This is a genomic window from Bacillus tuaregi, assembly GCF_900104575.1.
GTDB lineage: Bacteria > Bacillota > Bacilli > Bacillales > Cytobacillaceae > Bacillus_BD > Bacillus_BD tuaregi.
The window spans coordinates 170773-196546 of the sequence record NZ_LT629730.1 but is presented as its reverse complement, the minus strand read 5'-3'; the positions used below and the strand labels follow the sequence as shown (position 1 = coordinate 196546).

Here is a 25774-nt window from a genome sequence, read left to right as displayed (position 1 = left end):
ATAAGCTGGTAAGGGTATTTCCCAAAAACTTTACCACCCCATAAGTAAAATTACTCTTTAAACCACTAAGGAGGAAAAGGATGGAGATTATCGAGTTACCCATTGAGTTTGAGTTCAATGGCGAAAAAAATGTTATTTATCCAAGCTTAATTAGAATGGAGAATGAACTAACCCTGGTCGATACAGGATATGCGAATTTCCTCCCTTTAATCGAAAAGGAAATTTTAAAGAATGGCTATGTCATGAAGCAACTTAAAAATATCATCATTACTCATTATGATGATGATCATATAGGTTCCTTGTATGATTTCAAGGAAAACTATCCTTGGACTCAAGTGATAGCGAGCGAGACAGAAGCAAAGTATATTAGTGGTGAAGCCAAGTCAGAAAGATTGGTTCAAGCTGAAGAAATGCAAGAGGACTTGCCAAAGGAAGAACAGGAATTTGGCAAATGGTTTATACAGCAGCTTAAGAATCTGAAGCCTGTTGCCATTGATGAAAAGGTTCAGGATGGAGATATGATTTTAAATAATCAATGCCAAGTAATCGCCACACCAGGGCATACCTCTGGGCATATTTCATTATTTTTTCCTAACCTAGAAAGTGTCATCACAGGCGATGCGGCTGTTCTTGAAAACCATGGACTAGCGATTGCCAACCCGCACTTTTGTTTAAATCTTGAAAAAGCAGAACAGTCCTTGAATAGGATTAAACAACTCAATGCTAAAAACTACTATTGTTATCATGGCGGTAAGATAACTAGATAGAAGCACTGCGACGGTACTGATGTTGCAGGTTTATTATAGAAAAGCAAGGCCATGACATAATCACAATCGCCCTATTCCGCTTTGCCAAGCTTAATGGGGCGCCAATAAGATTGGACGACTGACTGGTGATATAATCATCGAGGAATATCCGATTCAAACCGAAAACGCTGAACCACATGGGATTACTTTCGATGGCAAAGCAGTTTGGTTTGCATTGGAATGCAACGGGATTGGAAAGTTCATTTTAGCAAAGGAATAGGGGGATTGATTATATGCATTCTAGCAGCACTTTTGGGCCTAATCCGAATGACGCGTTTCCGATAAAAGGGAATCGAAACCTTCAATTCATCAAGCCAACGATAACAAGGCCAAATATAATCGTCGGAGACTATTCCTATTACGATAGTATGCAAGGAGAAGCCTTCGAGGATCAGGTTCTCTATCATTACGAAATCTTGGGGGACCGCTTGGTGATTGGGAGGTTTTGCTCGATTGGTCCTGGTACCACCTTTATTATGAATGGAGCCAATCATCGGATGGATGGCTCCACATACCCTTTTAATCTATTCGGGATGGGCTGGGAAAAATTTACCCCTACCCTGGAGGAGCTTCCCTTGAAGGGTGACACGGAAATCGGCAACGACGTTTGGATTGGTCGAAATGTAACCATTATGCCTGGGGTGAAAATTGGAGATGGCGCCATTATTGCTGCCGAGTCAGTCGTGACGAAACATGTGGACCCCTACTGTATCGTTGGTGGCAACCCGGCGAAATTGATTAGAAAAAGATACGCTGATAACGTGATTGAGGAATGGCTAGCCCTCCAATGGTGGAATTTAGATATGGAAAGCTTGAAGGATGTGCTTCCCTACATCCTGAATGGAGATATCGAGACGCTGAAAAGAAAGCTAACATAAGGCTAAGAACGGGGCTTGCGCATTGCAGGGATCGATTTTGTCCTATAGGGCATGCTTATATTAATTTGTGCCAGTCCTCGTGCTTTCCTTTGTGCACATAAAAAACCGCTGCACTGCTGAGTGTTTGGCAGCTTGCAGCGGTTTTACTTAATGGTTAGTCCTTGACTTGACCCCTGCTGTTTTTTTAATATTCACATGTTCGTGAAACATTCTGTGAAACAAGATTTTTCGGGCGGTGCCTGTCACCTATCGAGACTATCAAGGAATTCAATCATTATCTGAATAAATTCCTCTGGCTTATCGTAATGTATGTCATGGCCGGGAGTGTCAATATCTATCCTTTTGCCATTTTCTAATAATTGGACAACACGGTCTGCGTCCACATCAGATAACGCGGCTAGTAATAAATCACCATCATAATTCGTGTTTGCCTTAATAAACACGGTTGGCGTCTTAATTTTCGCTAATACTTCTGCTTGGTTATAATCCTTAAACCAGGTATTATCATAGAAGGCTTCTCCAAATCGATAATCGTATGGATAGGTTTTCGATTCAAACATTCGATTGATTTGCGGAGGTAAGTAAATCAAATGTACCGGCTCATCTGGATGTTTTTCATGATAGGCAATCGCATCCCTTGAAAACCAATTCCAGAGGAAATCTCCAAATATTCTTTTCCAGTAGCTATGCTCTAAATAATAGGCGAAATAATCGTCTACTTCATCCTGTTTTTTAAAGTCCTCAAATAATTGAAAACCATCTACCCACACGTACGTGTTTTCCCGTCTGCCAGGCTCGGTTGAAAAAAAAGGCGCATCTTCAATAACGGTACCGAGCACGAACTCTGGGGAATGCGCAGCCATCCAAGCGGCAATCATACCACCTGATGAATGTCCACTTATGACCGTTTTCTCCCCTATCACCACTTCAATAAATTCGCTGAAATCCTCTGCCATTGCTTTGGCCGTATATTTCTCCGGGTTCTTATCAGATTCTCCATGTCCATGACAATCGATAGCATATACATGATAATGCTTTGATAGCTCCGGTAATACCTTCGCATAATCCTCCCATGTCATCCCTTGACCATGGATGAATAAAAGAGGCGTTTTATCATTTTTCGGACCCTCTCCATAGTTTAATACCGTGCCATCAGATAACTTTATTTGTTTTTCCGTAAAACCAGCGCTGTACATTTTTTTCAGCGGCTTTTCTATATAAGTCATATTGGTATAAAAGTAAGAACCAATGATAAACACAAGCAATATGATGATGCCTAATTTGACTTTGCCCATCCTATATACTGTTCCCTCCTATCGAACTCGCTTAAGATTCATGTAAAAACGGTGCAAACCTCGCAGTTGCTTTATATTTTGGACGATTATGTTTTTCCTATTTTTCACGCCCATTTATTATTACTATATAGGATTATGCCAAATAATCTACCAACCAAAGTGAACATAAAATGTTACATAAAGATAACATTTTTATAGTTTATACAGGAATGAGGAGTCATATCGGTGCCTGTCACCTAAATTAGTTATTTCCCCCATCACAAATTAATGATATAATACGTATTAATAAATTAATACGTTAGGTAAAGTTAATTTGAGTTAAAAAAACTTCATTTGATTGGTTGTGGGTAAAATGGGGAAAAAAAGATGGGGATTGTTGGTCGATTGGAAAAAATGGTTGCTGTTAATGTTAGGAATTGGGCTTTCTCGGCTTGGTGATTTTATTTATCTTGTGGCGATAAACGTGTTGGTACTGCAGCTAACCGGTTCTCCTGCAGCAGTTGCCGGGCTTTGGATTATGGTACCGTTGGCATCGATTGTGACCAAGTTTTGGGCAGGAACACTGATTGACCGGCTTAATCAGCGAAATATCATGATTGGCGCGGCTGTGGCTCGGGCATTGATAATCGCTGTTATTCCGTTAACCTCCTCTGTTCTAGTTATTTACCTATTGTTATTTTGTCTTTCGATTGCCGGATCCTTTTTCGAACCCGCATCAACAACCTATACAACCAGAATGATTCCGAAAGAAAATCGCAAGAAATATAACTCCTACCTGAGTCTCGTGACATCGAGCGCTTTTATCATCGGACCAGCGATTGCGGGCGCACTACTGGTAATCACCAATGCCGCTGCAACCATGTGGTTAACCTCTGCCACCTTCATTCTATCAGCACTTTTGATGCAATTTTTACCGAGGTATCAGCTTCCACAAGCAGCTGTTTTTACATTGGATACCTTCAAAAATGACTGGAAGGAAGTGCTACATTTTAGTAAAAACTATCCGTATTTTATTGTGATTTTCCTAATGAATAGCCTCATCATGGTTCTTGCCATTGGGATGGATGCTCAGGAGGTCGTTTTTATTCAAAATGTCCTTGGTTTATCGGTCAAAGACTATGGACTGCTGACTAGCATTGCGGGGATTGGTTCGATTGTCGGTGCATTTATTTTATCTGCTTTTTCAAGGAGTCTTTCGCAAAGGCTGCTGATTGGAATCGGTTTTCTATGTATTTCGGTCGGATATTTGATTTATGCCTTCTCCTATTCGTTTTGGTCGTGTGCGGTTGGCTTCATTATAATTGGACTATTTAATACCTTCTCAAATGCAGGGATTCTGACTTTTTTTCAAAACAATGCACCCATCCACATGATTGGACGCCTTTCAAGTGCTATTGGGACATTACAGAGCCTGTTGCAGATTGCTTTTATTCTGGTGATTGGATTTTCCGGTGAGCTTTTCCCTTTGAGGCAGATCATCATCTTTTTCTCCTTTTTTACCTTTATGATCAGTCTTACTCTCGTCTTTCTAGTCATGAAACCCTCGCAAAAGCAATTATTTCTCGACAGCTAAAAGAACGAGACGCTTAGTTTCTGCGTCTCGTTTCTTTGCCCTGTTGCATCGGAAATCCAACAATATTAATATGATAAGCTTTTGCCGAGTCCTGCGGCAGCTGCTTTTCTTGAATAAATTGAGCAAGCTCAGTCACTTTTGATTTTAAAAGGTTGTAATCCTCTTCCTTTAAGGAGACAGATTCGTGCAGCTGGATGACATCCTCTCGGTCTAATTCATTCGCCTCTACTTTTTTTAGTAAAAATTGAGTCTGCTCCAAACTCTCTAGCGTGTTAACCAATAAAGCATCCTCGAAGATCTTTTCATCCTTATTAATATAGGGAGTGATTTTTTTTAACGAAATCCGCCTCGCAATTGGACGATAAAACTTCTGAACGATTCCATTCTTAATTTCGGTTCGTTCAATTTCAACAAGTCCAGCCTGCTCTAAAGTAGTGAGATGATAACGCATTTTTGACGCAGGTAATCCTAATTTTACCGACAGCATTTTTCCCGTTAAGGCCCCATGATCAAGCTCCCACAGGATTTTTACCCTCATTGGATCACTTAGTATCTTTAATTGCTCCAAATCCTCAACATAATAAATATCCTCCATGAGTAAATATTTCCTCTCATATGATTTATTTAATATGTATTTTAACATTTTTAACAGGGAAACGATAGAACACCACCCTGCTTCGCGCAAACAAAAACCGCTCTGCCAAGCGGTTAGACTCTGCAGAGCGGTTTTTTTATAATGGATAGGGCCTGACACCGTTCCGTGAAACATTCTGTGAAACAAGATTTTTCGGGCGGTGCCTGTCACCTATCGTAATTCAGGCCAATAGCCTTTGTTTGCTTCGATTAAGTCGTCTAGGATTTCCTTGGCAACTTTTGCACTTGGGACGGTTTTGGAAAGGGTTAGGGCCTGCCATAGCTTTTGGTAGCTGCCTTCGATATAGGCTTGGACGACTAATTTTTCCACTGTTACCTGCTGGTACATGAGCGCTCGTTGGAATTCAGGAATCTTGCCTTGGCTTAATGGCTCTGGGCCGTCGCTGCCAACGATACATGGAACTTCAACCATTGCGTCATCATCAAAGTTTGCAATCGTGCCATTATTTTCGACAATCAATAGCATTCTTTCATGTGTGTTGAAGGCAATCGCACGGGCTAGGTCAACAACAAATGTCGCATGTGCGCCCATTTCGAATTCGCAGCCTTCAGAGGTTCCATTTTCCACAATCGCTTTTGCCATGGAGAAGACGGTCTTTTCTCTGCCTTCGATTACCTCATTGGCTCTAGTGTGGTCTGGATTTGAATGCTCAACTACATAATCAGGATATAGATAGTATTTTAAATACGTGTTTGGTAAGAATCTTGGGTCTACTGCGATAAGATCCTTTGCTTTTTTATGTGTGTCCTGCCAGCTTGCATCTGTATGCTGTGTATCCACTTCCTTTTGCGTTAAATAGCCATGCTCAGCCACATAGTCGCGAATCGCTGGTAAATATTCATTGCCTTCTTTATCCTTAACGCTTGTCCACCAGCCAAAGTGATTTAATCCGAAGTAACGCACCTCTAAATCCTGTGGTTCTTTGTCAAGAATATGAGAGATTCTACGTAGTGTTCCAACAGGCATATCACAGATATTCAATACCTTTGAATTTGGACGAAGCACACGGCAAGCCTCCGCTACAATCGCTGCAGGGTTTGAATAGTTCAGCATCCAGCAGTCTGGTGAATATTTTTCCATTAGATCAATCATTTCGATCATATCGCCGATGCTTCTCATTCCATAAGCAATTCCGCCAGGTCCGCATGTTTCTTGGCCGACCACGCCATGCTTTAATGGAATTTTTTCATCCTTCTCACGCATTTCATATTTTCCTGTACGGATGTGAGCAAAGCAGAAGTCTACATCTGTGAAGGCTTCCTCAGGCTCTGTTGTAAAAGAAAACTCAATATCCGGTGCTTTTTCTTTTAACACAATGTCTAGTGCTTCCCCTAAAATCGCTTGTCTTTGGGCATCATTATCATATAGCTTTAACTTTCGAAGTGGAAAACGATCCAGGTTATCTAATAGCATCATAACAATCCCCGGTGTATAGGTGCTTCCTCCGCCTGCGATTACAACTGAAAATTTCTTCATGTATCTCCATTCCCTTCTATTTGTCTATTCTTGTTGCTCTTTTTCTACTTCCCCGAAACAATCTATGTTTTATTCGTCTGTTCGTAAGCCTAAATAGTTATCAACTGCTTTTCGAATGCTATTTACCTGTAAACCGTAAACAACCTGAACGTTTTTATCTTTTATAATGACACCGCTGGCACCTGTTTGACTTTTTAGAACAGCCTCGTCCACCATTTCCGGTGTGTCTAATGTTAAGCGAAGTCTTGTATAGCAATTCGTTACAGAGTTAATATTGTTCGCACCGCCTAATGCACTCACAATGACACCTGCAAGCCCTTCATCACCCTGTGCTGCCGGAGTTCCTGCCTTGTCTTTTTCCTTACTTTCCTTATAGTCCTTTTTCGAATATAATTTCGTTTCGTTTCCTTCATCTTCTCTTCCCACCGTCTTGAAGTTGAATTTCGAAATCAAGAAACGGAAGATTAAATAGTAAGCAGCGAAGAAGATTAAACCGACTAAAATGTACATTGGCCAGTGTGTTTTTTCGATGCCAAGCGGGATATTGAATAATAGGAAGTCAATCATTCCGTTTGGACCAATCGCTCTCACATCTAATAGATTCAATGTCACCATGCTCAAGCCACTTAATCCAGCGTGAACAACGAATAATAGTGGTGCAACGAACATGAATGAGAACTCAATTGGTTCTGTAACCCCTGCAATGAAAGATGTAAATGCAGCTGGAATTAGAATCGCTTTTACTTTTCCTTTATTTTCAGGCTTGGCAGTGTGGTACATCGCTAGACATGCCCCAAGCAAACCAAACATTTTCGAAATACCGCGTGCATCCCAAATGACACTTTCAGATAGAACTCTTACACTTGGATCAGCGATTTCCGCATAATAGATGTTTCTTGCTCCTTCAAGCAATTGTCCGCCAACCTCTGTTACACCGCCTAAAGAAGTGTATAGGAAAGGCGTATAAATTAAGTGGTGAAGACCTGTTGGAATCAATAGACGTTCCAACGCTCCGTATAGGAAGATACCAAAGCTTCCACTATGATTAATCAATGTTCCAAGACTGTTAATGCCGGATTGGAAAAACGGCCAAATAAACGTAAGCGCGATGGATAGTAAAACAACAATTGGAATAAGAACGATAAACACAAATCGTGAGCCACCGTAAATTTGAAACGCGCCGTTAAATTCCTTATCAACAAATTTGTTATGAACGATAGCGGTTACAATACCGAGAATAATGCCGAGAAACACACCCATATCAAGGATTTGAACGCCCATGACAAGGGTTTGTCCAGTACCTCTTAGAGATTCACCCTGGAATAAGACACCGCTTATTTCCATAAATTTATTCATAGCATTCACAAATACCAAATAGCCTAATAAAGCCGTAAAACCTGCGACCGCTTTTTCTTTATTAGCCAAACCGACCGCAATTCCCACACTGAATATGAGTCCGAGGTTACCAAGAATCGATACTAATGATCCGGTTAAGATCGAACCAAACCCCGTTGTAATTGGATTATCTAAAAAAGGAATCACTTCTAATAGCTTTGCATTCGTGAATAAGTTTCCAAATGCGATTAATATACCCGCAATCGGCAAAATAAGTACGGGAATGAACATGGCTTTCGAAAAGCGCTGCATCCCTTCCATCATTTTGGCTTTCATCTTGCCGTACCTCCTACATTTTATGATTATTTTGTCGACACGTTTAGAATACAATGTAAGCGCTTTTGAGTCGATAGCTTTGGCATGTTTAAAAACGTGTTTCACATCTTGAAACCCGTTTCATTGTTTTCGCTCCTTTGCACCTAGCTGGTCTAAATACTGTTTAAAGATAAACTCAAACAAGAGCAAGAGGCCTGGAAAGAAGCTGCTTGGCAGCATATTACGATCATCCAGCTTATTCGGATCGGTTATTTTAAAGTTTAAATCGGAAAGCTCAGCAATTCGGTTACTCGTTTCTTTTGTGAAAGAAGCTGTAAACACCAGATGCTCCTTGGCAGCCTGTAATTTTTCTATCACTACCTGCGTTTCGCCTGATTTGGAGATGACGACGAGCGCCCCAACATCCTCGAGATTATTTTCAAATACCCCAATGGAATCCGTCCCACTGGCAAAAATCGTTTTCCGCCCCAGCACAAGTAGCTTTTTATATAAATAATCGGCCGCAATCGCTGAAAACCCCGTCGCATATATGAAGATATATTTATGCTTAAGGTTCATGACCTGGCTGATAAATGTTTCAATATCCTCAAGCGAATTATAGCTTAAAAAGTCCTTTTGACTAATTTGTAAAAAGTCCTCCATCTCACCGACCTGCGGCCTTTCCACCTTTTTGATCATCGGCAAGAGCTGATAATACATATCCACAAACCCGGTATAGCCCAGTTTTTTCGATAGGCGAATCACCGTAGCCGGGGAAGTGTAGTTGTCCTTGGCAATTTCACGCACACCCTTATGTAAAACCGTGTCAATATGATCAACAATATACTGAATAATTTGTACATCTAACTCCGACAAATTCCGCCCTTGAATAATTTTACTAATATCAATCAAGTCTACTCACTCTCATTTCTACTGTCTCATTTCGATTTGGATTTTATTATATCGGAATAGAAAGTGGACCACAAACAAGCATGAACTCTCGTGGAGCCCATGTGAAATTGTTTATGCTTCAGCTGTGTCAAACTATATGTATTGAGTACCAAGCCCACGACCATAAGGGGCTTAAGAGCTGGAATACCTCCATAAAAAAAGCCAAGCGATTATTGAAATCACTCAGCCTTCTTTACTATCTGTTGGAATAAAGACGCTGGGGGGAACTAAATGATCACGCAAAAAAACAGTTCTAATACTTCATAATGAAATATTAGAACCGTTCTTATTATTCCTAGATATTCTGCTTTATCTAACAAATGAAGCTCTAAGCCCAACGACCCGCTTCTCTGTGAAACATCCTGTGAAACAAGATTTTTCGGGCGGTGCCTGTCACTCCATAAGTCAATTCGACACGCTTCGGGCGGTGCCTGTCACCTATCGGCCGGTGGGTATTCTACAATAAACCAAAGTCAATACTTTGGGGAGAGGTCCCCTATTTAATTGGCCCATTCTTAGCCATTTCGATGTGGCTTTTAAAATGGACATATAGCAATTTTATAAAGTTTATTGCCTATAACGGAGTCACAAATGCTCTATTTGCCTATCCATTCACCTTTTTTGCGAGCAAATTCAAGTACTACACATTGGTTAGATTGAATCACTTTCAATTTTTCCTTTATTTCTTTTCTAAAGCATTTTTATTGTACGGATTACAAAAGCTTTTTGAAAACCAAAGGGTTAGTGAACGCCTTAAGCTTAAGCTCGAGCCACATATCCCCATCCGTTTTTTCGATTGAATTGTGAAAAAATACACTTATAGAATAGGCTCGGCCCGGTTGTTTCCCAGTGAAATGATGGAGCCGAGCCAAGTTTCGTTAATGATCTGCTTTTAAATTTATTAACGCAAAACACATGCATCTCTTACCTCAACACTTCTACTCCACCCTTCATTGAATAACCCCAACACCATAACCATGCCACCCTGCTTCCGTGGAACATTATGTGAAACAAGATTATTCGGGTGGTGCCTGTCACTATTGACTAATCACACATCTGCCATTATAGTTATATACATAACTATATAACCATTTATGGATAGGACTTAAATTATGAATAGTGGGCGATGAAGATGAATAAATCATTTGTTCAGGATAAACCGATCTATTTGCAGGTTCGGGAAAAGATTGAAGACCAAATTTTGAATGATCAACTCAAGGAAGGCGATCAAGCACCATCCACGAATCAACTGGTTAATTTTTATAAAATCAACCATGTCACGGTTTCAAAGGGAGTTAATCAGCTGGTAGACGAAGGTATTCTTTTTAAAAAAAGGGGAATTGGTATGTTTGTCGCGGAGGGTGCGAAAGAAAAGCTCATTCAAAAGCGCAAGGAATCCTTTGTGGAGGATTATGTTGTTAAATTAGTTCACGAGGCGGATAAGCTGGGAATTTCTGAAAAGGAAATTGTTGAATTTATAAAAAATGTAAAAGGGCGTGAATCGAGATGAAGGTGAGAGCGGATAAGCTTCAATTAAATTATGGGAATCATGATGCACTTAAGGATATTACGTTTGAGCTAAGCGGCGATAAAATCTATGGGTTACTTGGCAGAAATGGTGCCGGGAAAACCTCTCTCCTCTCGATTTTGGCATCCTTCCGTGAACCGACTTCAGGCACCATGACGATAAACGGGGAAACTCCCTTTGAAAATGCGAAGCTGATGCAGCAGGTTGCCTTTTTGTATAACAAGGATTATAAGGATGAGTCAGACAATATCATGGCCATGCTGGACGGAATCCAGCGATATCGTCCCCATTTCGACAGGGAGTATGCTGATTACCTCGTCGATCGATTTAAGCTGGACAAGAAAAAGCCAATTAAGCAGTTTTCCAAGGGAATGCAATCGTCGTTGAATGTCGTGATTGGCCTAGCCTGTCGAGCTCCGATTACAATCTTTGATGAGGTGTATCTCGGAATGGATGCTCCCTCAAGAGATATTTTTTACAAGGAGCTGTTAGAGGGTCAGGAAAAACACCCAAGAATGATCATCCTTTCTACCCACCTCGTGTCGGAAATGGATTATTTATTTGATGAAGTGTTGATTTTACACGAAGGCCGCATTTTACTGCACGAGGAATTTGATTCCTTAATGACAAAGGGTGCTGCGATTACCGGGGATGCAGCGTTAGTAGATGAATTTGTTCGTTCGAAAAAGCAGATGAACGTCCAAAAGCTCGGAAATACAAAATCGGTTACGGTTTTCGGAGAGCTAAGTGAGGCTGAGCAGGAGAACGCTCTGGAAAAAGGACTTGAATTATCCCCCGTTTCCCTTCACGATTTGTTCGTCCATTTAACAGAGGAGGAGAATTAAGATGAAGCAAACAGCTATTTTTCGAAAAGTAGCCATCGATATGTTTTTTGCCCAATTAATGTGGGCAGGCGGATTTCTTGGCGTCATGCTCATCGTTAACATAGTCAAAATAATCCTTACAGGTATGGGAATCCAAGATGAAGTGGAGGGATATTTCAATTCCATTTATATCGCTGCTAACATATTTATGCTAATTGTTGGGATTCTGTCTATATACTTTCTCCCCCATTTTGTCGGAAATGGTGTAACAAGAAGGGATTGCTTCCTCGGGACAGCGCTAGCTTCCATTGGCCTATCCATCACGATTCCGATTATTACCCTGATCATTTCACTCTTGGAAAAAATGATCCTCGGACTAGTCGATTTACCTTATAAAATGCAAACGATTAATGACATCGAGCTTGATGGAAACCTTATTGGAGATATTGTCCAGTCCATCATTTTAACACCATATGTGAATCCCCTGGATCATTGGCTATTAGCGATTTGCGTTCTCAGTTTAAACCTTTTTATTTATTATTTACTCGGCTGGTTCATCAGTTCAAGCTTCTATCGTTTTGATTTTATTGCCGGGTTAGCGGCTATCCTCACTTCGATTGTGATAAAAATGTTGCTTGACACCTTATTACGTATTGCATTGGAATTACCTGTATTTGGTTGGTTTTCGAAATTAACTTTCCTCCCAATGAGTGTGGCGTTGTGCGGTATCTTGGTTGTGATTCTTTTGACGTTTTGGTCGGTTCGCCGCATAACGAAGAGGGTATCCATTAAAATGTAATCGGGCCGATAAGAAATTTATCGGCTTTTTCTTATGGGTTATCCTCTGACAGGGGTGGCGGATTTTTCGGGTGACTTGTCAGAGCTAGCCCCTTGTTCGGTCCTTTTTACTGTTTCCTAGTTTTGCTTGTCAGAATTCCCCCTCTGTTTTGACATAATTAATAGATTTCCCAGGAAATCTGTCAGAATGAAGTTCCTCTATTGACAACCTTAGTGACTATATCTATCAGAATAAGCAGCTTGTTTTGACAAAAATAGTAGAAAAGGATCTCCACTTGTTTATATGGTTGTCGTATCTTATCTTACACAGTTGATTTATTGCTATACCACCATTTGCCTCCTATCTACATCCCCAAACCCCCTTTTCTTGTGAAACATTCCTGTGAAACAAGATTTTTCGGGTGGTGCCTGTCACTATTTTTGAATGTTTCGAATTCGTCAAACAAATTCCATTTACTAGGTGAAATTTTATCGATATAATGTTCTTAAGTGATAGTAAATTAGTCCTTCGTTGTAAAGGGTCAATTAGAACTACACACACGACACTCCAACTACTTCAACCGTTTGCATTTAGGACAGGTCAATAGCATGATGGGATACAACCAGATGCATTACAATCTTATACAGTGAACGAAATCCCCCTACTGCACTTATTGCAACTTCATCCAAGTTATTTTATTTGTTCACATCTTCACAATAATATAATCCTTAAAACTAATCGGTTCGAATACCGCTCTCCAAGGGAGGCCATGGTGATGTCTGATACACCGAATGAATCATTATTGGATGTTTACATATTTGAAACCACGCAAAATCTTGAACAGATTGAAGAGGCGATCCTTTCCAGCGAGGAATCCAACGGTTATACCGAGGAAAATATTAATGAAATATTCCGCCATATGCACACCATCAAGGGATCCTCTGCCATGATGCTGTTTCATCATCTTTCCACTCTCGCCCATTCAATCGAGGATTTATTTTTCTATATTCGGGAAAATGGAATCAAGGATATGGACCAGTCAGACTTAGATGACTTGATTCTGGACGGAGTAGATTTTATTAAGGTTGAGCTAGAGAAAATTAAAAATGGTGATAAACCAGACGGTGATGCAGAGTCCCTTATCCAAACGATCAGGGATTTTTTGGAGATTCTAAAGCAAAACTCCACTGCTGAAAACCCAAAAATTGAGAAGGCTAGTTTGGACAGTCAGGTCGACGCCAATTCTCCTAATGATGCTTCTTCTGGGCTTCCGCAAAACATCCTGAAGGCGACCATTTTTTACAAGGAAGGCTGCGAAATGGAGAATATCCGGGCCTTCGGACTTCTAACTAACCTGCAGGAGCTTAGTCAGGAAATCTATCATCTTCCAAAGGATCTTATTAAAAACAATGATCGTGCTGTAAACGAAATCAGAGAAAACGGCTTTATCATTTATCTCAAAACAGATCATTCCTACGAGGAAGTCCATCAGCTTCTGTTGCAGACGATTTTTCTTAAAGAACTGCAGTTAGTTGAGTTGGAGGATGATCGGGAAATCCAAGAGCTTTTTTTCAAAAAAAATCAGCAAGTAACTACCGAGGGTTCGGCTATCAAGCAAAAGCCTACTCTATTAGAGGAAAAGGACATGCATCCTAATCACGCTCAAAGCATTATTAGCGTGAATGTGGCAAAGCTGGACAGCTTAATGGACCTCGTCGGGGAAATGGTCATTGCGGAAGCGATGGTCACGCAAAATCCGGATATAAAGGATTTGGAGATCGATAATTTTCAAAAAGCAGCCCGGCAGCTTCATAAAATTACCGTTGAGCTCCAAGACCTCGTCATGTCGATTCGGATGGTGCCGCTTGCCAATACCTTTCACAAAATGCACAGAGTGGTTCGCGATATGAGTAAGAAGCTTGGAAAGGAGGTCAAGCTTGAAATCATTGGCGAAGAGACGGAGGTTGATAAAAATATTATCGAGCATATTTCCGATCCTTTAATGCATTTGGTCCGCAATGCCGTCGATCATGGGATTGAGGCCACTAGTCAAATGCGGCTGGCGAAAAATAAACCAAAGGCCGGCACCGTGACAATAGAGGCGAAAAATGCCGGCAACGATGTTTTGATTTTAATCAAGGATGATGGTCAGGGCTTAAATAAAGACAAGATGCTTCAGAAGGCTATCGCTAAAGGCCTGCTAGTGAAGCCGGCCGAGGAAATGACAGATAAGGAGATTTATAATCTTGTCTTTATGCCAGGATTGTCGACCAATGAGAAAATTACCGAGTTTTCCGGGCGGGGCGTCGGAATGGATGTCGTCGTAAAAAATATCGAAGCCGTTGGCGGTACTGCTTCGATTGAAAGTGAGCCGGGCCTAGGGACGACCGTGACACTGAAAATCCCCCTAACACTGGCGATCATCGAAGGAATGAACGTACTCGTTGGGCGTTCGAGCTACACGATTCCGATTACAGCGATTAAGGAATCCTTCAAGGCAAAGACCAATGATTATTTCAGTGACCCTGACGGCAACGAAATGATTATGGTGCGCGGAGAATGCTATCCGATTCTCCGGCTGTATAAGTACTTTGGGGTACAATCTGACGTAACCGAAATCCATGAAGGAATTCTCATTATGGTCGAAGCTGAGGAAAAGGTCCTTTGTCTATTTGCAGATGAATTGGTCGGTCAACAGCAGGTGGTGGTCAAAACTCTGCCTGCCTATATTAAAAATCAACGAAATATTAAAGGTATTTCAGGTTGCACCCTATTAGGGGACGGCAGTATCAGTCTGATTTTAGATATTGCGGGTTTAGTTGACTGAGCTATGGAGGTTAACAACGCATGAGGAAAATGTGGAGATTGAGAGTTTATGGGCTTTAGGCGACCGGGTTTGAGGAAAATAGACTCAGCATGGGAGGCTATGGGGGCTTTAAGCGACTCTGCTTGAAGAAAATGGACTTGCTTGGGAGTTTACAGGGGCTCTACGCTACCCTGCTTGATAATAATTCACTTGTTCGGGTGCCTATAAGGGATCTATGCTACTGTGCTTGTTGAAAACTCACTCGGTCGGTAGCTTACAGGGGCTCTATGCTACCCTGCTTGATAATAATTCACTTGTTCGGGAGCTTATAACCTCTTTACGCTACTGTACACTATGTTTATTTGCTCGGTCGGTAGCCTATAAGCCCTTACGCAACCGAAACGAAAGGAATCCATATCTATTTTTTTCAAAAAGAGCCCCTGCCTACTTGAGTCCATTGCATTCAGTAGCTAGTGGCAGAAAGAGTAAGCTCGAGTAGTAGGCTACATAACGAATTTATCTAAAGGAGTTGATGAGCATGAATGAGGTCGTCTTGGATGTGCTGGAGGAGGATACGCAGAAGGACCGCTTTCTTACATTTGAAATTGGCGAGGAATCCTATGGAATTGAGATTAAGTTTGTGACAGAAATTATTGGTTTGCAGCCGATTACCGAAGTACCCGAGCTGCCGGAATATATCAGAGGAATTATTAATTTGCGGGGAAAAATTATTCCGGTAATGGATGTTAGGCTTCGCTTCAAGAAAGCCTTTCGTGAGTATAACGATCGAACCTGTGTGATTGTGATTGATATCGATGATATTTCCATCGGGCTGATCGTGGACCGTGTGTCAGAGGTATTAACCATCGTCGAGGAGGAAATCGTTCCCCCGCCCGAATTAAGCAAAAATAGCAATAAATATATTAAAGGAATTGGAAAGTCTGGAACCGACGTCAAACTGCTCATTGATTGCCATAAGCTGCTGAATGAGGAGGAAACGGAGAATCTATCAAATTTTAGTTAAGGAGGGTTTAAGCATGCAATGGTATAATCACATGAAAATGACCGGAAAACTGATTGTCAGTCATCTCTGGGTAGGTGTTTTGGTTGGAATCATTGCTATTTTCGGCGCATTCCAAGCCGATTTCATATCCACACCTTTAACCGGAAGTGCCAGCCTTTACATCATCGCAATCCTATTACTAACCATTTTGGTGTCAGTTATCTTTGGCATGACGACCGCCAGTACCATTAAGAAACCAATGGAAGTAATGATGGACAAATTTGAACAAGCGGCAAGCGGAGATTTCCATGTAAAAATGGAATACACAGCAGACAATGAAATAGGTGCTCTCTCAGCATCGTTCCAGAAAATACTGGATGAACTACAGCGTCAGGCATACATTGCGCATCAAATCGCAACCGGCGATCCAAAATTAGAAATAAAGGTCCGCTCTGATGATGATATTCTTTCTAAGAACTTACTAGAAATCAAGGGTAGGATTGATCAGATTATGGCAGAGATTAAGAAAATGTCTAACGAGCACAATGCTGGAGATATTGACGTTTTTCTTCCTATAGATAAGTTTCAGGGGGTTTACGGAACCTTAGCAGACAATATTAATGAAATGGTCAAGGGACATATTTCTGTTAAGAAAAAAGCGATGGCCTGTGTCGCTGAGTTTGCAAAAGGAAATTTTGATGCAGAGCTTGAACGATTCCCAGGTAAAAAAGCCTTTATTAACGATAATCTTGAAGAGCTTAGACGAAATGTAAAGTCGTTTATTTCCGATATGAATCATATGTCTGCTGAGCATGATGCAGGCGATATTGATGTTTTTGTTCCAGAGGACAGGTTCCAGGGTGACTTTAAGACCATGGCTCAGGGTGTTAACGGTATGGTCAGTGGGCATATTGCAGTTAAGAAAAAAGCCATGGCCTGTGTCGCTGAGTTTGCAAAGGGAAATTTTAATGCGCCACTTGAACGATTTCCGGGTAAAAAAGCGTTTATTAACGATAATCTCGAGGCTCTTCGCAAAAATTTAAAAGAGGTTAATGCTGAGGTTCAGCAGCTTATTCTCGCCTCTAACGAAGGAAAATTAACCGAAAGAGCCAATGCGGCGGCCTTCCAAGGGGATTGGGCCAAGCTGATGGAAGGATTAAATGGTCTGATTGATGCCATTCTTGAACCAATCCAGGAGGCAGCAGATGTCCTCGATGAATTGTCACGAGGCAATTTACAGGCCAGTGTGAAGGGTAACTACAAGGGCGATCATGCAAAAATCAAACATGCTTTAAATGATAGTATTGAAACACTCTTCTCCTATGTAAATGAGATTTCCTCCGTTCTAGGGGAAATGACAAACGGTAATTTAGATGTGGAAATTACGAGAGACTACCGAGGAGACTTCGAGCAAATCAAGCATTCGCTAAATAATATCAGTACCAAGCTGAATGACATGATGAATGAAATCAACATTGCCTCCGGCCAGGTCGCCTCTGGCTCTAGACAGCTGTCAGACTCCAGTATGGCACTATCGCAGGGAGCTACAGAGCAAGCAAGCTCGGTTGAAGAATTAACGGCTTCCCTTGAAGAAATATCAGCCCAAACGAAGCTGAACGCTGACAATGCGAATGATGCCAATAAACTAGCCGAAGATGCGAAATCCAATGCCGAGCAGGGCAACAGACAAATGCAGCAAATGCTTACTGCGATGGATGATATCAATGTCGCTTCAGGTAATATTTCAAAAATTATCAAGGTCATCGATGATATTGCCTTCCAAACTAATATCCTTGCCTTGAATGCAGCAGTAGAGGCAGCAAGGGCTGGGCAGCATGGAAAGGGCTTTGCGGTTGTAGCTGAAGAGGTAAGAAATTTAGCTGCCAGATCAGCAAATGCAGCGAAGGAAACAACGGATTTAATAGAGGGCTCGATTCATAAGGTAGAGGGCGGTACCAATATTGCCAACCAAACCGCTGTTGCCCTGAACCAGATTGTTGAGGGTGTGGCACAGGTAGCCAATATTGTCGGCGATATCACAACCGCTTCAAACGAGCAGGCCTCTGCCATCGAGCAAATCAATCAAGGAGTTATGCAAATTTCCAAGGTCGTTCAAACCAATTCGGCTACATCTGAGGAAAGCGCTGCAGCCAGTGAAGAGCTTGCCAGCCAGGCAGAGCTATTGCAAAATCAGGTTGCCAAATTTAAGCTCAGAAAAAGAAGCCAAACACAGGACAGCTATAAGGGTCTTGATGAATTAAACCCAGACGTATTGAAAAAATTAGAGCAAATGGGCAGTAAACCAGGCACTGCTTATTATAAGAATTCGAAAGCAAATGGTGCCGCCGCAAAGCCTGCCAGTATTGTCTTAAGTGATCAGGAGTTCGGCAAATATTCCCTTCAATAAACATAACACTGTCATGAGGATGGAGAGGACAGTCTCCCTCTCCATCTGTGCTAGGTAAGGAAGTGTAGGCATGATTAAGATAACAGAGAAAGAATTCAATCAGCTGTCAGCTTACATCCGTGATCATTATGGTATTTTTTTAAAAAAGGAGAAAAAGCTGCTTGTTACGGGAAGACTGCAAAATGTCCTGATGCAGGAGGGCTTTACTAATTTTACCGATTACTATCAATACGTTGTAACAGATAAAACAGGTCATGCCGTTGATATGCTGCTTGATAAAATTACTACCAACCACACCTTTTTCATGCGAGAGTCAAACCATTTCTTTTTTTTCCGTGATACCGTGCTTCCCCAACTGAAGCAGCAAATCAAGGATCATGACCTCAGGGTTTGGTGCGCAGGCTGCTCAACGGGTGAAGAGGCGTACACTATTGCGATGGTCATGGATGAATTTCTTGGGGAGGACAAAAAATATTGGGATGCCGTGATATTGGCGACAGATATTTCCGATAAGGTCCTCCGTATGGCTAATAGAGGAATCTATCAGGAGGAGGACGTTCGAAACCTGCCTGTCAGCTGGATACTCAAGCACTTCCTAAAACAAGGGCATCATCAGTACGCTGTACAGGATTCACTCAAAAAGGAAGTGATTTTTCGCCGATTTAATTTGATGGAGGCTCGCTTTCCTTTTAAAAAGAAATTCCACACCATTTTTTGCCGCAATGTCATGATTTATTTTGACCAACAGACAAAGCTTGAGCTGGTCAAGAAGTTTTACGACAGTCTCGAACCCGGCGGATACTTATTTATCGGCCATTCAGAATCATTGTTTGGCTTACAAACAGGGTTTAAGTATGTGATGCCGGCCATTTATCAGAAGCAATAATGAAAAATAAATCAGGTGAGAACATGAGCCAGCCTTCAGCAGGAAAAATACGGGTTATTATTGTCGATGATTCCATTGTTTTTAGAGAGGTTCTAGCCATGGGCGTTTCCATTGATCCAGCGATTGAGGTCGTGGCAAAGGCTGTCGATCCCTTCGATGCTAGGGACCAATTACTGCAATACCATCCAGATGTGATGATTTGTGATGTACAGATGCCAAGAATGAATGGGATTGAATTTATTAACAGGCTGCTTCCGCAATACCCCATACCTGTTATCGTCGTGACGCAAATCAGCTCGGCAGTCTTTGATGCGCTCAACGCTGGGGCGGTCGATTTTGTCACAAAGCCGAATGTGCAATCACCAGTTAGTGTAGAGGATTTTATTAATGATTTAATTTTTAAAATTAAAATTGCCGCCCAATCTAAGGTCTCCATTCCTGAGCCATCACCTGACAAAGCTCGTATAGCGGTAGGGAAATTGGACACAAATCGCCTCATAGCCATGGGGGCTTCAACAGGTGGAACAGAGGCTCTTTTTTCGATTATCAAAGCTTTGCCCTCCTCCATGCCTGGTATCTTAATCGTTCAGCATATTCCATCTGTATTCTCAAGGATGTTTGCAGAAAGGCTGAACAACCAAACAGCCCTCAATGTGAAGGAGGCGGAAGATGGCGATGTGATGAAGCAAGGCCAGGTGCTTGTCGCACCCGGCGGCAAGCATATGCGAATTAAAAGATGGCGCGATACATACAAGGTTGAAATTTTAGCGGAGGACAAAGTGAATGGACATTGTCCCTCCATCGATGTCCTGTTTGAATCGGTCGCCAAGGAAGCCGGCCGCCAAGCCATCGGCATCATCCTGACAGGTATGGGCTATGACGGAGCAAAGGGACTGCTGGCCATCAGACGAAAAGGCGGCCGAACCATCGGTCAGGACGAGGAAACCTCCGTTGTCTACGGCATGCCGAAAGCATCCTTTAATATCGGCGCCGTTGAAAAACAAGCCCCCCTCCACCAGATACCACAGATTTTGTTAGGGATGTTGTGAGGGTGACAGGCACCGCCCGAAAAATCTTGTTTCACAGAATCGCGAATTGTTTCACGGATAACGATTCAGCGCTCCTTAATTGGAACGTACTGACAAAACTGTCTCCTCTTCTCCCTCTCTGTCCCTTCATAAAAGTTTAGGAGACTGTTCAAATTAACAAACACCGGCGGCAGAGAATTGGGATTTTTGTAAAAACGATAGCTGCTCCACTGATAATGCTCGGGCTGCTTGACTATGTTGGCTTCAACTGGATTTTGATGAATATAACTACTCAACTCAAGCATCCCTTCCTGATCGACTATGATTTTGTCAAAAAAACGTTTCTCAAATACATGTCCGGTTAGACAATATTTTGTGTTGTAATACTTTGAATAACGTGTGTTGATGATCCCCATTAATTTTGAAATAGGAACCTCTGTCGAACGTAACTGGAGATGATAATGGTTGGTCATGAAACAAAAAGAGGCAACTTCAAAGGGGATTTTTTCATGAAGCTGATGCAGGATATGGAGAAAAGCTTGAAAGTCCTCCGTGCTATGAAACAGAGTGTCCTTTCGGTTTCCCCGACACGTGATATGGTAATAGTGGTCGAAAACCCAGATTCTTCTCTTACGCGGCATAGGTCGGTTCCTCGCAGTCGAATGTTATTTTTTTAGCTAGAACTACTTTCATTGAAAAAAAGGAAGTGGATAAATCACGGGTAAAATATGTGCTACTAAAAGTTCCCCTGATAGCAGCCCTGAATAAATCGAAGGTTATGATAAGATGTTGATTATAGAGGGATTTCATTATTATATTTCGATAACAATCCCTATAATCCTTTAAATAAGGATAAATATTTTTAAAAAAAAATCAAATTCGCCCGTCGAATTTGCGACCAGATTTTATCGAGCTCGCTCGATAAACTACCTTAAAAAAATCCGAGACATCCGCCGGAGGCTTAACTTCATTTTCCCCGGGGTTTGACCTCCACTGAATCAAAGTACCATTTGCATTCATCCCCCACTTGTAGAAGTTGCGGACTTCTGTACCTGTCGCAAGCTTTCGGTACAAAAAGCATTTGCTGAATGAAGTTAAACAGACCTGAAAAGCGCTCCTCTCCAGGTCCCGGTAATCCGTGGAACATCATGTGAAACAAGATTTTTCGGGCGGTGCCTGTCACCTACACCAATTTATCATCAATTTCCGAGGTATCTACATGGTCGCCAAACCAACTTTTGAGTCTATCTCTTGCTTGCTGCTTTACGTCGGCATCAATGTACATGGATACCTGCCATAGAGCGGCAACGAGTGCCCCGATGTCATCGGTAAAGCCAATTCCGGCAGCGATATCCGGAATAAAGTCTAAAGGTAAAATAAAATATCCTAAGGCGCCAAGGATGACCGCTTTGCTTTTCTTTGGTACCTCTTTCTTTTGTAATACATAATAAAGGAGCAGCACCGCGTATACAGCAGAGGAACCAGCCTTTTTAGAGTATTTTTTTATTTTTTCCCAAAGCCCATTTTCCGAGTAATGTTTGCTATGCTCCTGAAGTGCTTTTTCATCCATCGTTTCAGCTTTACTTCTTAAATCCTCTACCTCTTCATTGCTGAGATGAAGCTCTTGTCCTTCAACGACTTGAAGTGGATCCTTTTGTTTCTTCTTTCTAAATTTGTCAAACATTGAAATCCTCCTAGGCTCAACATATTATTACATCAAGTTCACCTAATATTTTAACAATATTCCCCGTAATGAGCCATAGGTACAGTTAACAGCCGCACTCCATTCTTTATAATGCCTATTTTCTGTGTGAAATCACCGAGAAATTAGGCTTTTTTTAATTGACTAGCTAAATTAAGAACGAGACACTGCCTCACGCGTGAAACATTCTGTGAAACAAGATTTTTCGGGCGGTGCCTGTCACCTACCCCAACAACGGCTGGATAAACTCTGCTGCCTTTACCGCTCCGTTTATCTTAACCTCTTGATGCTCAACCTTCTTACCTAAGTGGTCCAGCACAGCTTTTGCCAGTGTCCCTTCATCCGTTTCGGAAAAGTTCATTTTAACCCCGGCTCCAAGCCTTGTCAGTTTATCAGACACCAGTTTTTGCTCAAAGTGCTCTTCTAAAGGGAAATAAAGGAAGTTCTTTCTCATGGAAGCGAGCTCTATCGTGGTCGTCCCACCACCCTGGACAATCGCCAGGTCACTTGCGGCTAAATGCTTATATAATTCAGGTACATAGCCATTGATCTCGATTCCTTCCGTCACCGTAACAGAATCCGGATCGATTCGCGGCCCGCAGACGAGCACCATCTGTAGGTCAGGCACTTTAGCTTTTAACAAGCCGTAGGTACGTGAACATAGATTTAATAGGTCGACCCCAATCGCCGTTCCGCCAACCGCACATATAATCAAAGGCCCTTTTCCATAACCAAGCTGGCTTTTCAGCTCTACCGAATCGCGATAATTCTGTGGGTCAAAGGCAAGAATGTTCCCCAGGAAGTTATAATGCTTTTCCGCATGCTTTCTTGCACTTGGTAAAAATAACCCATAGGATTTATCCGCAATATCGTCTGCTTCTCCGACAAACAGTGACAGATCCTCCACCCAGGGAATACGATTGCCTGTAATCCAAGCGAAATTCCAAAGGTAGGTACCCAATTTTTCAATGGGATTTTTAGTGGTCGCATCAAAGCCAAAAAAGTCATAAATCATCACAAAAGGAGCCTTCCGCTTGATACCTGGAAACAGTAAAAAGGCTAAAATTAATTCATATGCCTCATCCGCAATGATTAGGTCGAATTGATTTTCCTTTGTAATCTTATTGATGACCGCAATACTTTTTCGCCATTCCAATAGCACCCGAAATAAATAGGTATTAACATTTAATCCGTAGCCATTCGACACCTGCTCAGCCAATAAGCTATCCTCTCCGAGCAGCTGGCATTCTGGCAGCAAATACTCGCCCGCTTCCTCAATCACTCTTCGGGCAGGGTCACCCGCCAGCCAGGAAATTTCAATATCAGGGTTCCGCTTCTTCATTTCCTTCGCAATCGCCAAATCCCTCGCCGCATGCCCAAGACCAATGGAGCTGCTGATAAATAACACTTTCTTGTTCATCATCTAATTCCTCTTTCTATGTAAAAAAATTCTATCGTTGTCTGGTGAATTATAGCATAAGAAAGGTTCCATTGTGTTGAGGGAGGGCATAGCTGTTAGATTGGTTGAAGAAAAGGAAAGGAAAGACAGACCCTGTGAAACATTCTGTGAAACAAGATTTTTCGGGCGGTGCCTGTCACTCAAGCAGATATTCAATGAATTCCCTAACGGCACCCTTTCCACCTTTTCGTTTGCATACATAATCCGCAATCTCTATTACAGAATCTACTGCATCTGCTGGGCAGCCTACTACTCCACATAGCTTCATAGATTCAATATCATTCTCATCATCACCGATATAGGCTACTTCCTCAAGCTGATATTGATACCGATCAGCGATTTGTCTTAATACCTTCACCTTGTCTTTTATCCCTTGATGGATCTCGGTTATTCCTAGCTCCTTGGCCCTTTGCTCTACTATCTCGGATACACGCCCTGTCATAATAACAGGAACAATCCCTTGAGCTTGAAGCTTAACAATGCCAAATCCATCTTTCACATTAAAAGCCTTCATCATTTCCCCATGTGAACCCATATAGATTTTACCGTCCGTAAGCGTTCCATCGACATCTAACACAAGCATTTTTATATTCATCACACAATCCCCACATTTATATTTCTCTTTATCTACTCATTTTGACTATTTCTCTATTATAAAAAAATCCTAGGCTACCCGTCTATACATCTCCCTAAGACCGCTAACAAGGGCGGACAATCATTTTGTAAAAAAAGGAGAAATTCCCGTAACAAACTCATTCTCTTTCTGGAAATTTCCGTCACATTTAATTTGATGCAACGAGCTGTGAAACATCCTGTGAAACAAGATTTTTCGGGTGGTGCCTGTCACTCTGTATAGTCACCCTGTATAATTCTGCAGGATTATCCAAAAAATACTTTGTATTGAGTGAACAATGGTGGTGTTGGTTGGGATGAAATTTTCGCGGCTGCAGATGTTTTTTGTGCTGCTTTTGTTTATCGGTATTTCGAATCATGTATTAATCATGCCCCACCTGTTAACAACGGGACAGCGTGATGCATGGATAAGTGCATTGGTTGCTTACTTGTTCTTACTTTTTTGGGGCTTCCTTATTTATCTGATTATGAAACGGAACCAAGAAAGACTCCGATTGGAGGATTGGGTCAAGGCACGTGCTGGCGGGATGGTTTCACGGTTCATCATGGCCTTTTTCATCATTTATGTCCTGACCATTAGCGCCGTTTCTTTTTATGATTTAATTCAATCGGTGAATATTTATTTTCTCCCAGAAACCCCGTCCTTTGTTGTCATGCTGCCCTTTCTCATCATCTGTGCGTGGGCGGCCTATAGCGGGATGAAATCGATTATTTACACTTCTACCATTATATTGCCAATTGTATGGATATTAGGCTTTTTTGTTGCCTTTTTTACAATGGAAGAAAAGGATTATTCCTATATTTTCCCCGTTCTAACAAATGGCTATGAACCGGTTCTTAAAGGGGTCATCATCATCCTTGGCGGCAGCGCTGATTTACTAATCCTTTTACTCATCCAGCATCATATGCAGAATACCTTTAGCTATAAAAATCTTTTTACCCTTATCACGATTCTAGTTTGGTTAATCCTCGGTCCAACGCTCGGAGTCCTTTCTTCATTTGGACCAAGCATTGCAGCAGATATGCGCTTTCCTGCCTTTGAGCAGTGGAGGCTTGTCACACTGGGGGAATATGTTTCACATGTTGACTTTTTAGCCGTTTATCAATTGCTAAGCGGAGTGTTTATCCGCGTCTCATTAGGATTATTCCTTCTATTAGATTCCATTAAGACACAATCTAAGCGTACAAAATTCACTCTACTTGTGGTTTTTTCTCTCATATTAACCATCGTTACAACGGTGCCTACCAGCGATGTGCAGGTCCAAATCGCGATTGGAAAGGTTTTTTACCCGATTTCTTTTATCTGCAGTATGTTCTTTACGTTCTCCCTGTTTTTGATTAGTTATTTACCAATGAAGCGAGGCATACAAGACCAATGAACCAACTAGAAGAACTGGATTTTCTGTTAAAAAAAGGGGAGCTTTCTTTGGAAAGGT

The 25774-nt window shown here is 41.7% G+C and carries 21 protein-coding genes and 2 pseudogenes; 14 read left to right on the top strand and 9 right to left on the bottom strand.

Features of this window, described 5'->3' with window-relative positions; genetic code table 11:
• Nucleotides 1-80: 80 nt before the first annotated feature.
• From BQ5321_RS01565 to BQ5321_RS01560, 3 genes and pseudogenes are all read left to right on the top strand, one after another.
• Nucleotides 81-767: an MBL fold metallo-hydrolase gene (locus tag BQ5321_RS01565; RefSeq protein ID WP_071392871.1), complete on the top strand. Its 687-nt coding sequence runs from the start codon at nt 81-83 to the stop codon at nt 765-767.
• A 94-nt stretch (nt 768-861) separates the two neighbouring features.
• Nucleotides 862-1026 (top strand): annotated as a pseudogene (locus tag BQ5321_RS24575) (streptogramin B lyase Vgb(A)); the annotation flags it as partial.
• A gap of 13 nt (nt 1027-1039) precedes the next feature.
• Entirely contained in the window at nt 1040-1684 is a 645-nt protein-coding gene (locus tag BQ5321_RS01560) for a Vat family streptogramin A O-acetyltransferase (protein ID WP_071392870.1), read from the top strand.
• A 242-nt stretch (nt 1685-1926) separates the two neighbouring features.
• On the opposite strand, the gene BQ5321_RS01555 is transcribed toward BQ5321_RS01560, so the two are convergent.
• The gene (locus BQ5321_RS01555; RefSeq protein ID WP_071392869.1) at nt 1927-2979 is read right to left on the bottom strand and encodes an alpha/beta fold hydrolase; all 1053 of its coding nucleotides are present in this window, start codon (nt 2977-2979) and stop codon (nt 1927-1929) included.
• A 352-nt stretch (nt 2980-3331) separates the two neighbouring features.
• Between BQ5321_RS01555 and BQ5321_RS01550 the strand changes: the two genes are divergently transcribed.
• On the top strand, nt 3332-4552 hold the full coding sequence (locus BQ5321_RS01550; protein WP_071392868.1) for an MFS transporter: 1221 nt from the start codon (nt 3332-3334) through the stop codon (nt 4550-4552).
• A gap of 13 nt (nt 4553-4565) precedes the next feature.
• Here the strand turns inward: BQ5321_RS01550 and BQ5321_RS01545 are convergent, their stop codons facing one another.
• The 4 genes from BQ5321_RS01545 to BQ5321_RS01530 form a co-directional block, all read right to left on the bottom strand.
• Nucleotides 4566-5147: an ArsR/SmtB family transcription factor gene (locus BQ5321_RS01545; RefSeq protein WP_071392867.1), complete on the bottom strand. Its 582-nt coding sequence runs from the start codon at nt 5145-5147 to the stop codon at nt 4566-4568.
• A 210-nt stretch (nt 5148-5357) separates the two neighbouring features.
• Nucleotides 5358-6683, bottom strand: coding sequence for a 6-phospho-alpha-glucosidase (locus BQ5321_RS01540; protein ID WP_071392866.1), 1326 nt, complete (start codon nt 6681-6683; stop codon nt 5358-5360).
• 69 nt (nt 6684-6752) lie between these two features.
• Nucleotides 6753-8354, bottom strand: a complete 1602-nt coding sequence (locus tag BQ5321_RS01535; protein WP_071392865.1) for a PTS transporter subunit EIIC — start codon at nt 8352-8354, stop codon at nt 6753-6755.
• A gap of 120 nt (nt 8355-8474) precedes the next feature.
• Complete coding sequence (locus BQ5321_RS01530; protein WP_084786590.1) at nt 8475-9245, bottom strand: MurR/RpiR family transcriptional regulator; 771 nt, start codon at nt 9243-9245, stop codon at nt 8475-8477.
• 1171 nt (nt 9246-10416) lie between these two features.
• Here BQ5321_RS01530 and BQ5321_RS01525 point away from each other — a divergent pair.
• The 9 genes and pseudogenes from BQ5321_RS01525 (at nt 10417) to BQ5321_RS01490 (ending at nt 20565) form a co-directional block, all read left to right on the top strand.
• Nucleotides 10417-10794: a GntR family transcriptional regulator gene (locus BQ5321_RS01525; protein WP_071392864.1), complete on the top strand. Its 378-nt coding sequence runs from the start codon at nt 10417-10419 to the stop codon at nt 10792-10794.
• Nucleotides 10791-11657 carry an ATP-binding cassette domain-containing protein gene (locus BQ5321_RS01520; protein WP_187143709.1) on the top strand — a complete coding sequence of 289 codons (867 nt, stop codon included), beginning with the start codon at nt 10791-10793 and terminating at the stop codon, nt 11655-11657. Before BQ5321_RS01525 ends, BQ5321_RS01520 begins: the two co-directional genes overlap by 4 nt.
• Nucleotide 11658: 1 nt before the next feature.
• Complete coding sequence (locus BQ5321_RS01515) at nt 11659-12435, top strand: hypothetical protein (protein WP_071392862.1); 777 nt, start codon at nt 11659-11661, stop codon at nt 12433-12435.
• 754 nt (nt 12436-13189) lie between these two features.
• On the top strand, nt 13190-15241 hold the full coding sequence (locus tag BQ5321_RS01510) for a chemotaxis protein CheA (RefSeq protein WP_071392861.1): 2052 nt from the start codon (nt 13190-13192) through the stop codon (nt 15239-15241).
• A 517-nt stretch (nt 15242-15758) separates the two neighbouring features.
• Nucleotides 15759-16244, top strand: a complete 486-nt coding sequence (locus BQ5321_RS01505) for a chemotaxis protein CheW (protein WP_071392860.1) — start codon at nt 15759-15761, stop codon at nt 16242-16244.
• A pseudogene (locus BQ5321_RS25045) lies at nt 16207-17664 on the top strand (HAMP domain-containing protein); the annotation flags it as partial. The gene BQ5321_RS01505 and the pseudogene BQ5321_RS25045, both read left to right, overlap by 38 nt.
• A gap of 15 nt (nt 17665-17679) precedes the next feature.
• Nucleotides 17680-18630: a methyl-accepting chemotaxis protein gene (locus tag BQ5321_RS25040; protein WP_390622129.1), complete on the top strand. Its 951-nt coding sequence runs from the start codon at nt 17680-17682 to the stop codon at nt 18628-18630.
• Between the two features lie 70 nt (nt 18631-18700).
• Entirely contained in the window at nt 18701-19516 is an 816-nt protein-coding gene (locus tag BQ5321_RS01495) for a CheR family methyltransferase (protein ID WP_071392858.1), read from the top strand.
• Complete coding sequence (locus BQ5321_RS01490) at nt 19516-20565, top strand: protein-glutamate methylesterase/protein-glutamine glutaminase (RefSeq protein WP_234978342.1); 1050 nt, start codon at nt 19516-19518, stop codon at nt 20563-20565. The genes BQ5321_RS01495 and BQ5321_RS01490 overlap by 1 nt, the downstream gene beginning before the upstream one ends.
• Before the next feature lie 65 nt (nt 20566-20630).
• On the opposite strand, the gene BQ5321_RS01485 is transcribed toward BQ5321_RS01490, so the two are convergent.
• The 4 genes from BQ5321_RS01485 to BQ5321_RS01465 all read right to left on the bottom strand — a co-directional run bounded on the left by BQ5321_RS01485 (nt 20631) and on the right by BQ5321_RS01465 (nt 24300).
• Complete coding sequence (locus tag BQ5321_RS01485; protein WP_071392857.1) at nt 20631-21185, bottom strand: transposase; 555 nt, start codon at nt 21183-21185, stop codon at nt 20631-20633.
• 542 nt (nt 21186-21727) lie between these two features.
• Nucleotides 21728-22114, bottom strand: coding sequence for a YkvA family protein (locus BQ5321_RS01475; RefSeq protein WP_071393027.1), 387 nt, complete (start codon nt 22112-22114; stop codon nt 21728-21730).
• A 355-nt stretch (nt 22115-22469) separates the two neighbouring features.
• Nucleotides 22470-23669, bottom strand: a complete 1200-nt coding sequence (locus BQ5321_RS01470; RefSeq protein WP_071392855.1) for a glycosyltransferase — start codon at nt 23667-23669, stop codon at nt 22470-22472.
• Nucleotides 23670-23841: 172 nt separating this feature from the next.
• Nucleotides 23842-24300: a KdsC family phosphatase gene (locus tag BQ5321_RS01465; protein ID WP_084786589.1), complete on the bottom strand. Its 459-nt coding sequence runs from the start codon at nt 24298-24300 to the stop codon at nt 23842-23844.
• A gap of 334 nt (nt 24301-24634) precedes the next feature.
• On the opposite strand from BQ5321_RS01465, the gene BQ5321_RS01460 reads away from it, so the two are divergent.
• Complete coding sequence (locus BQ5321_RS01460) at nt 24635-25717, top strand: GerAB/ArcD/ProY family transporter (protein WP_071392853.1); 1083 nt, start codon at nt 24635-24637, stop codon at nt 25715-25717.
• The last annotated feature ends 57 nt before the right edge of the window (nt 25718-25774 follow it).

Bases quoted from the DNA above. Each gene is read 5' to 3' on its own strand.
- BQ5321_RS01505 (WP_071392860.1), top strand. From the start codon at position 15,759: ATGAATGAGGTCGTCTTGGATGTGCTGGAGGAGGATACGCAGAAGGAC.
- BQ5321_RS01560 (WP_071392870.1), top strand. From the start codon at position 1,040: ATGCATTCTAGCAGCACTTTTGGGCCTAATCCGAATGACGCGTTTCCG.
- BQ5321_RS01495 (WP_071392858.1), top strand. From the start codon at position 18,701: ATGATTAAGATAACAGAGAAAGAATTCAATCAGCTGTCAGCTTACATC.
- BQ5321_RS01525 (WP_071392864.1), top strand. From the start codon at position 10,417: ATGAATAAATCATTTGTTCAGGATAAACCGATCTATTTGCAGGTTCGG.
- BQ5321_RS01555 (WP_071392869.1), bottom strand. From the start codon at position 2,979: ATGGGCAAAGTCAAATTAGGCATCATCATATTGCTTGTGTTTATCATT.
- BQ5321_RS01460 (WP_071392853.1), top strand. From the start codon at position 24,635: ATGAAATTTTCGCGGCTGCAGATGTTTTTTGTGCTGCTTTTGTTTATC.
- BQ5321_RS01485 (WP_071392857.1), bottom strand. From the start codon at position 21,185: ATGCCGCGTAAGAGAAGAATCTGGGTTTTCGACCACTATTACCATATC.
- BQ5321_RS01470 (WP_071392855.1), bottom strand. From the start codon at position 23,669: ATGATGAACAAGAAAGTGTTATTTATCAGCAGCTCCATTGGTCTTGGG.
- BQ5321_RS25040 (WP_390622129.1), top strand. From the start codon at position 17,680: ATGATGAATGAAATCAACATTGCCTCCGGCCAGGTCGCCTCTGGCTCT.
- BQ5321_RS01535 (WP_071392865.1), bottom strand. From the start codon at position 8,354: ATGAAAGCCAAAATGATGGAAGGGATGCAGCGCTTTTCGAAAGCCATG.
- BQ5321_RS01490 (WP_234978342.1), top strand. From the start codon at position 19,516: ATGAAAAATAAATCAGGTGAGAACATGAGCCAGCCTTCAGCAGGAAAA.
- BQ5321_RS01510 (WP_071392861.1), top strand. From the start codon at position 13,190: ATGTCTGATACACCGAATGAATCATTATTGGATGTTTACATATTTGAA.
- BQ5321_RS01475 (WP_071393027.1), bottom strand. From the start codon at position 22,114: ATGGATGAAAAAGCACTTCAGGAGCATAGCAAACATTACTCGGAAAAT.
- BQ5321_RS01540 (WP_071392866.1), bottom strand. From the start codon at position 6,683: ATGAAGAAATTTTCAGTTGTAATCGCAGGCGGAGGAAGCACCTATACA.
- BQ5321_RS01515 (WP_071392862.1), top strand. From the start codon at position 11,659: ATGAAGCAAACAGCTATTTTTCGAAAAGTAGCCATCGATATGTTTTTT.
- BQ5321_RS01465 (WP_084786589.1), bottom strand. From the start codon at position 24,300: ATGAATATAAAAATGCTTGTGTTAGATGTCGATGGAACGCTTACGGAC.
- BQ5321_RS01520 (WP_187143709.1), top strand. From the start codon at position 10,791: ATGAAGGTGAGAGCGGATAAGCTTCAATTAAATTATGGGAATCATGAT.
- BQ5321_RS01565 (WP_071392871.1), top strand. From the start codon at position 81: ATGGAGATTATCGAGTTACCCATTGAGTTTGAGTTCAATGGCGAAAAA.
- BQ5321_RS01550 (WP_071392868.1), top strand. From the start codon at position 3,332: ATGGGGAAAAAAAGATGGGGATTGTTGGTCGATTGGAAAAAATGGTTG.
- BQ5321_RS01545 (WP_071392867.1), bottom strand. From the start codon at position 5,147: ATGGAGGATATTTATTATGTTGAGGATTTGGAGCAATTAAAGATACTA.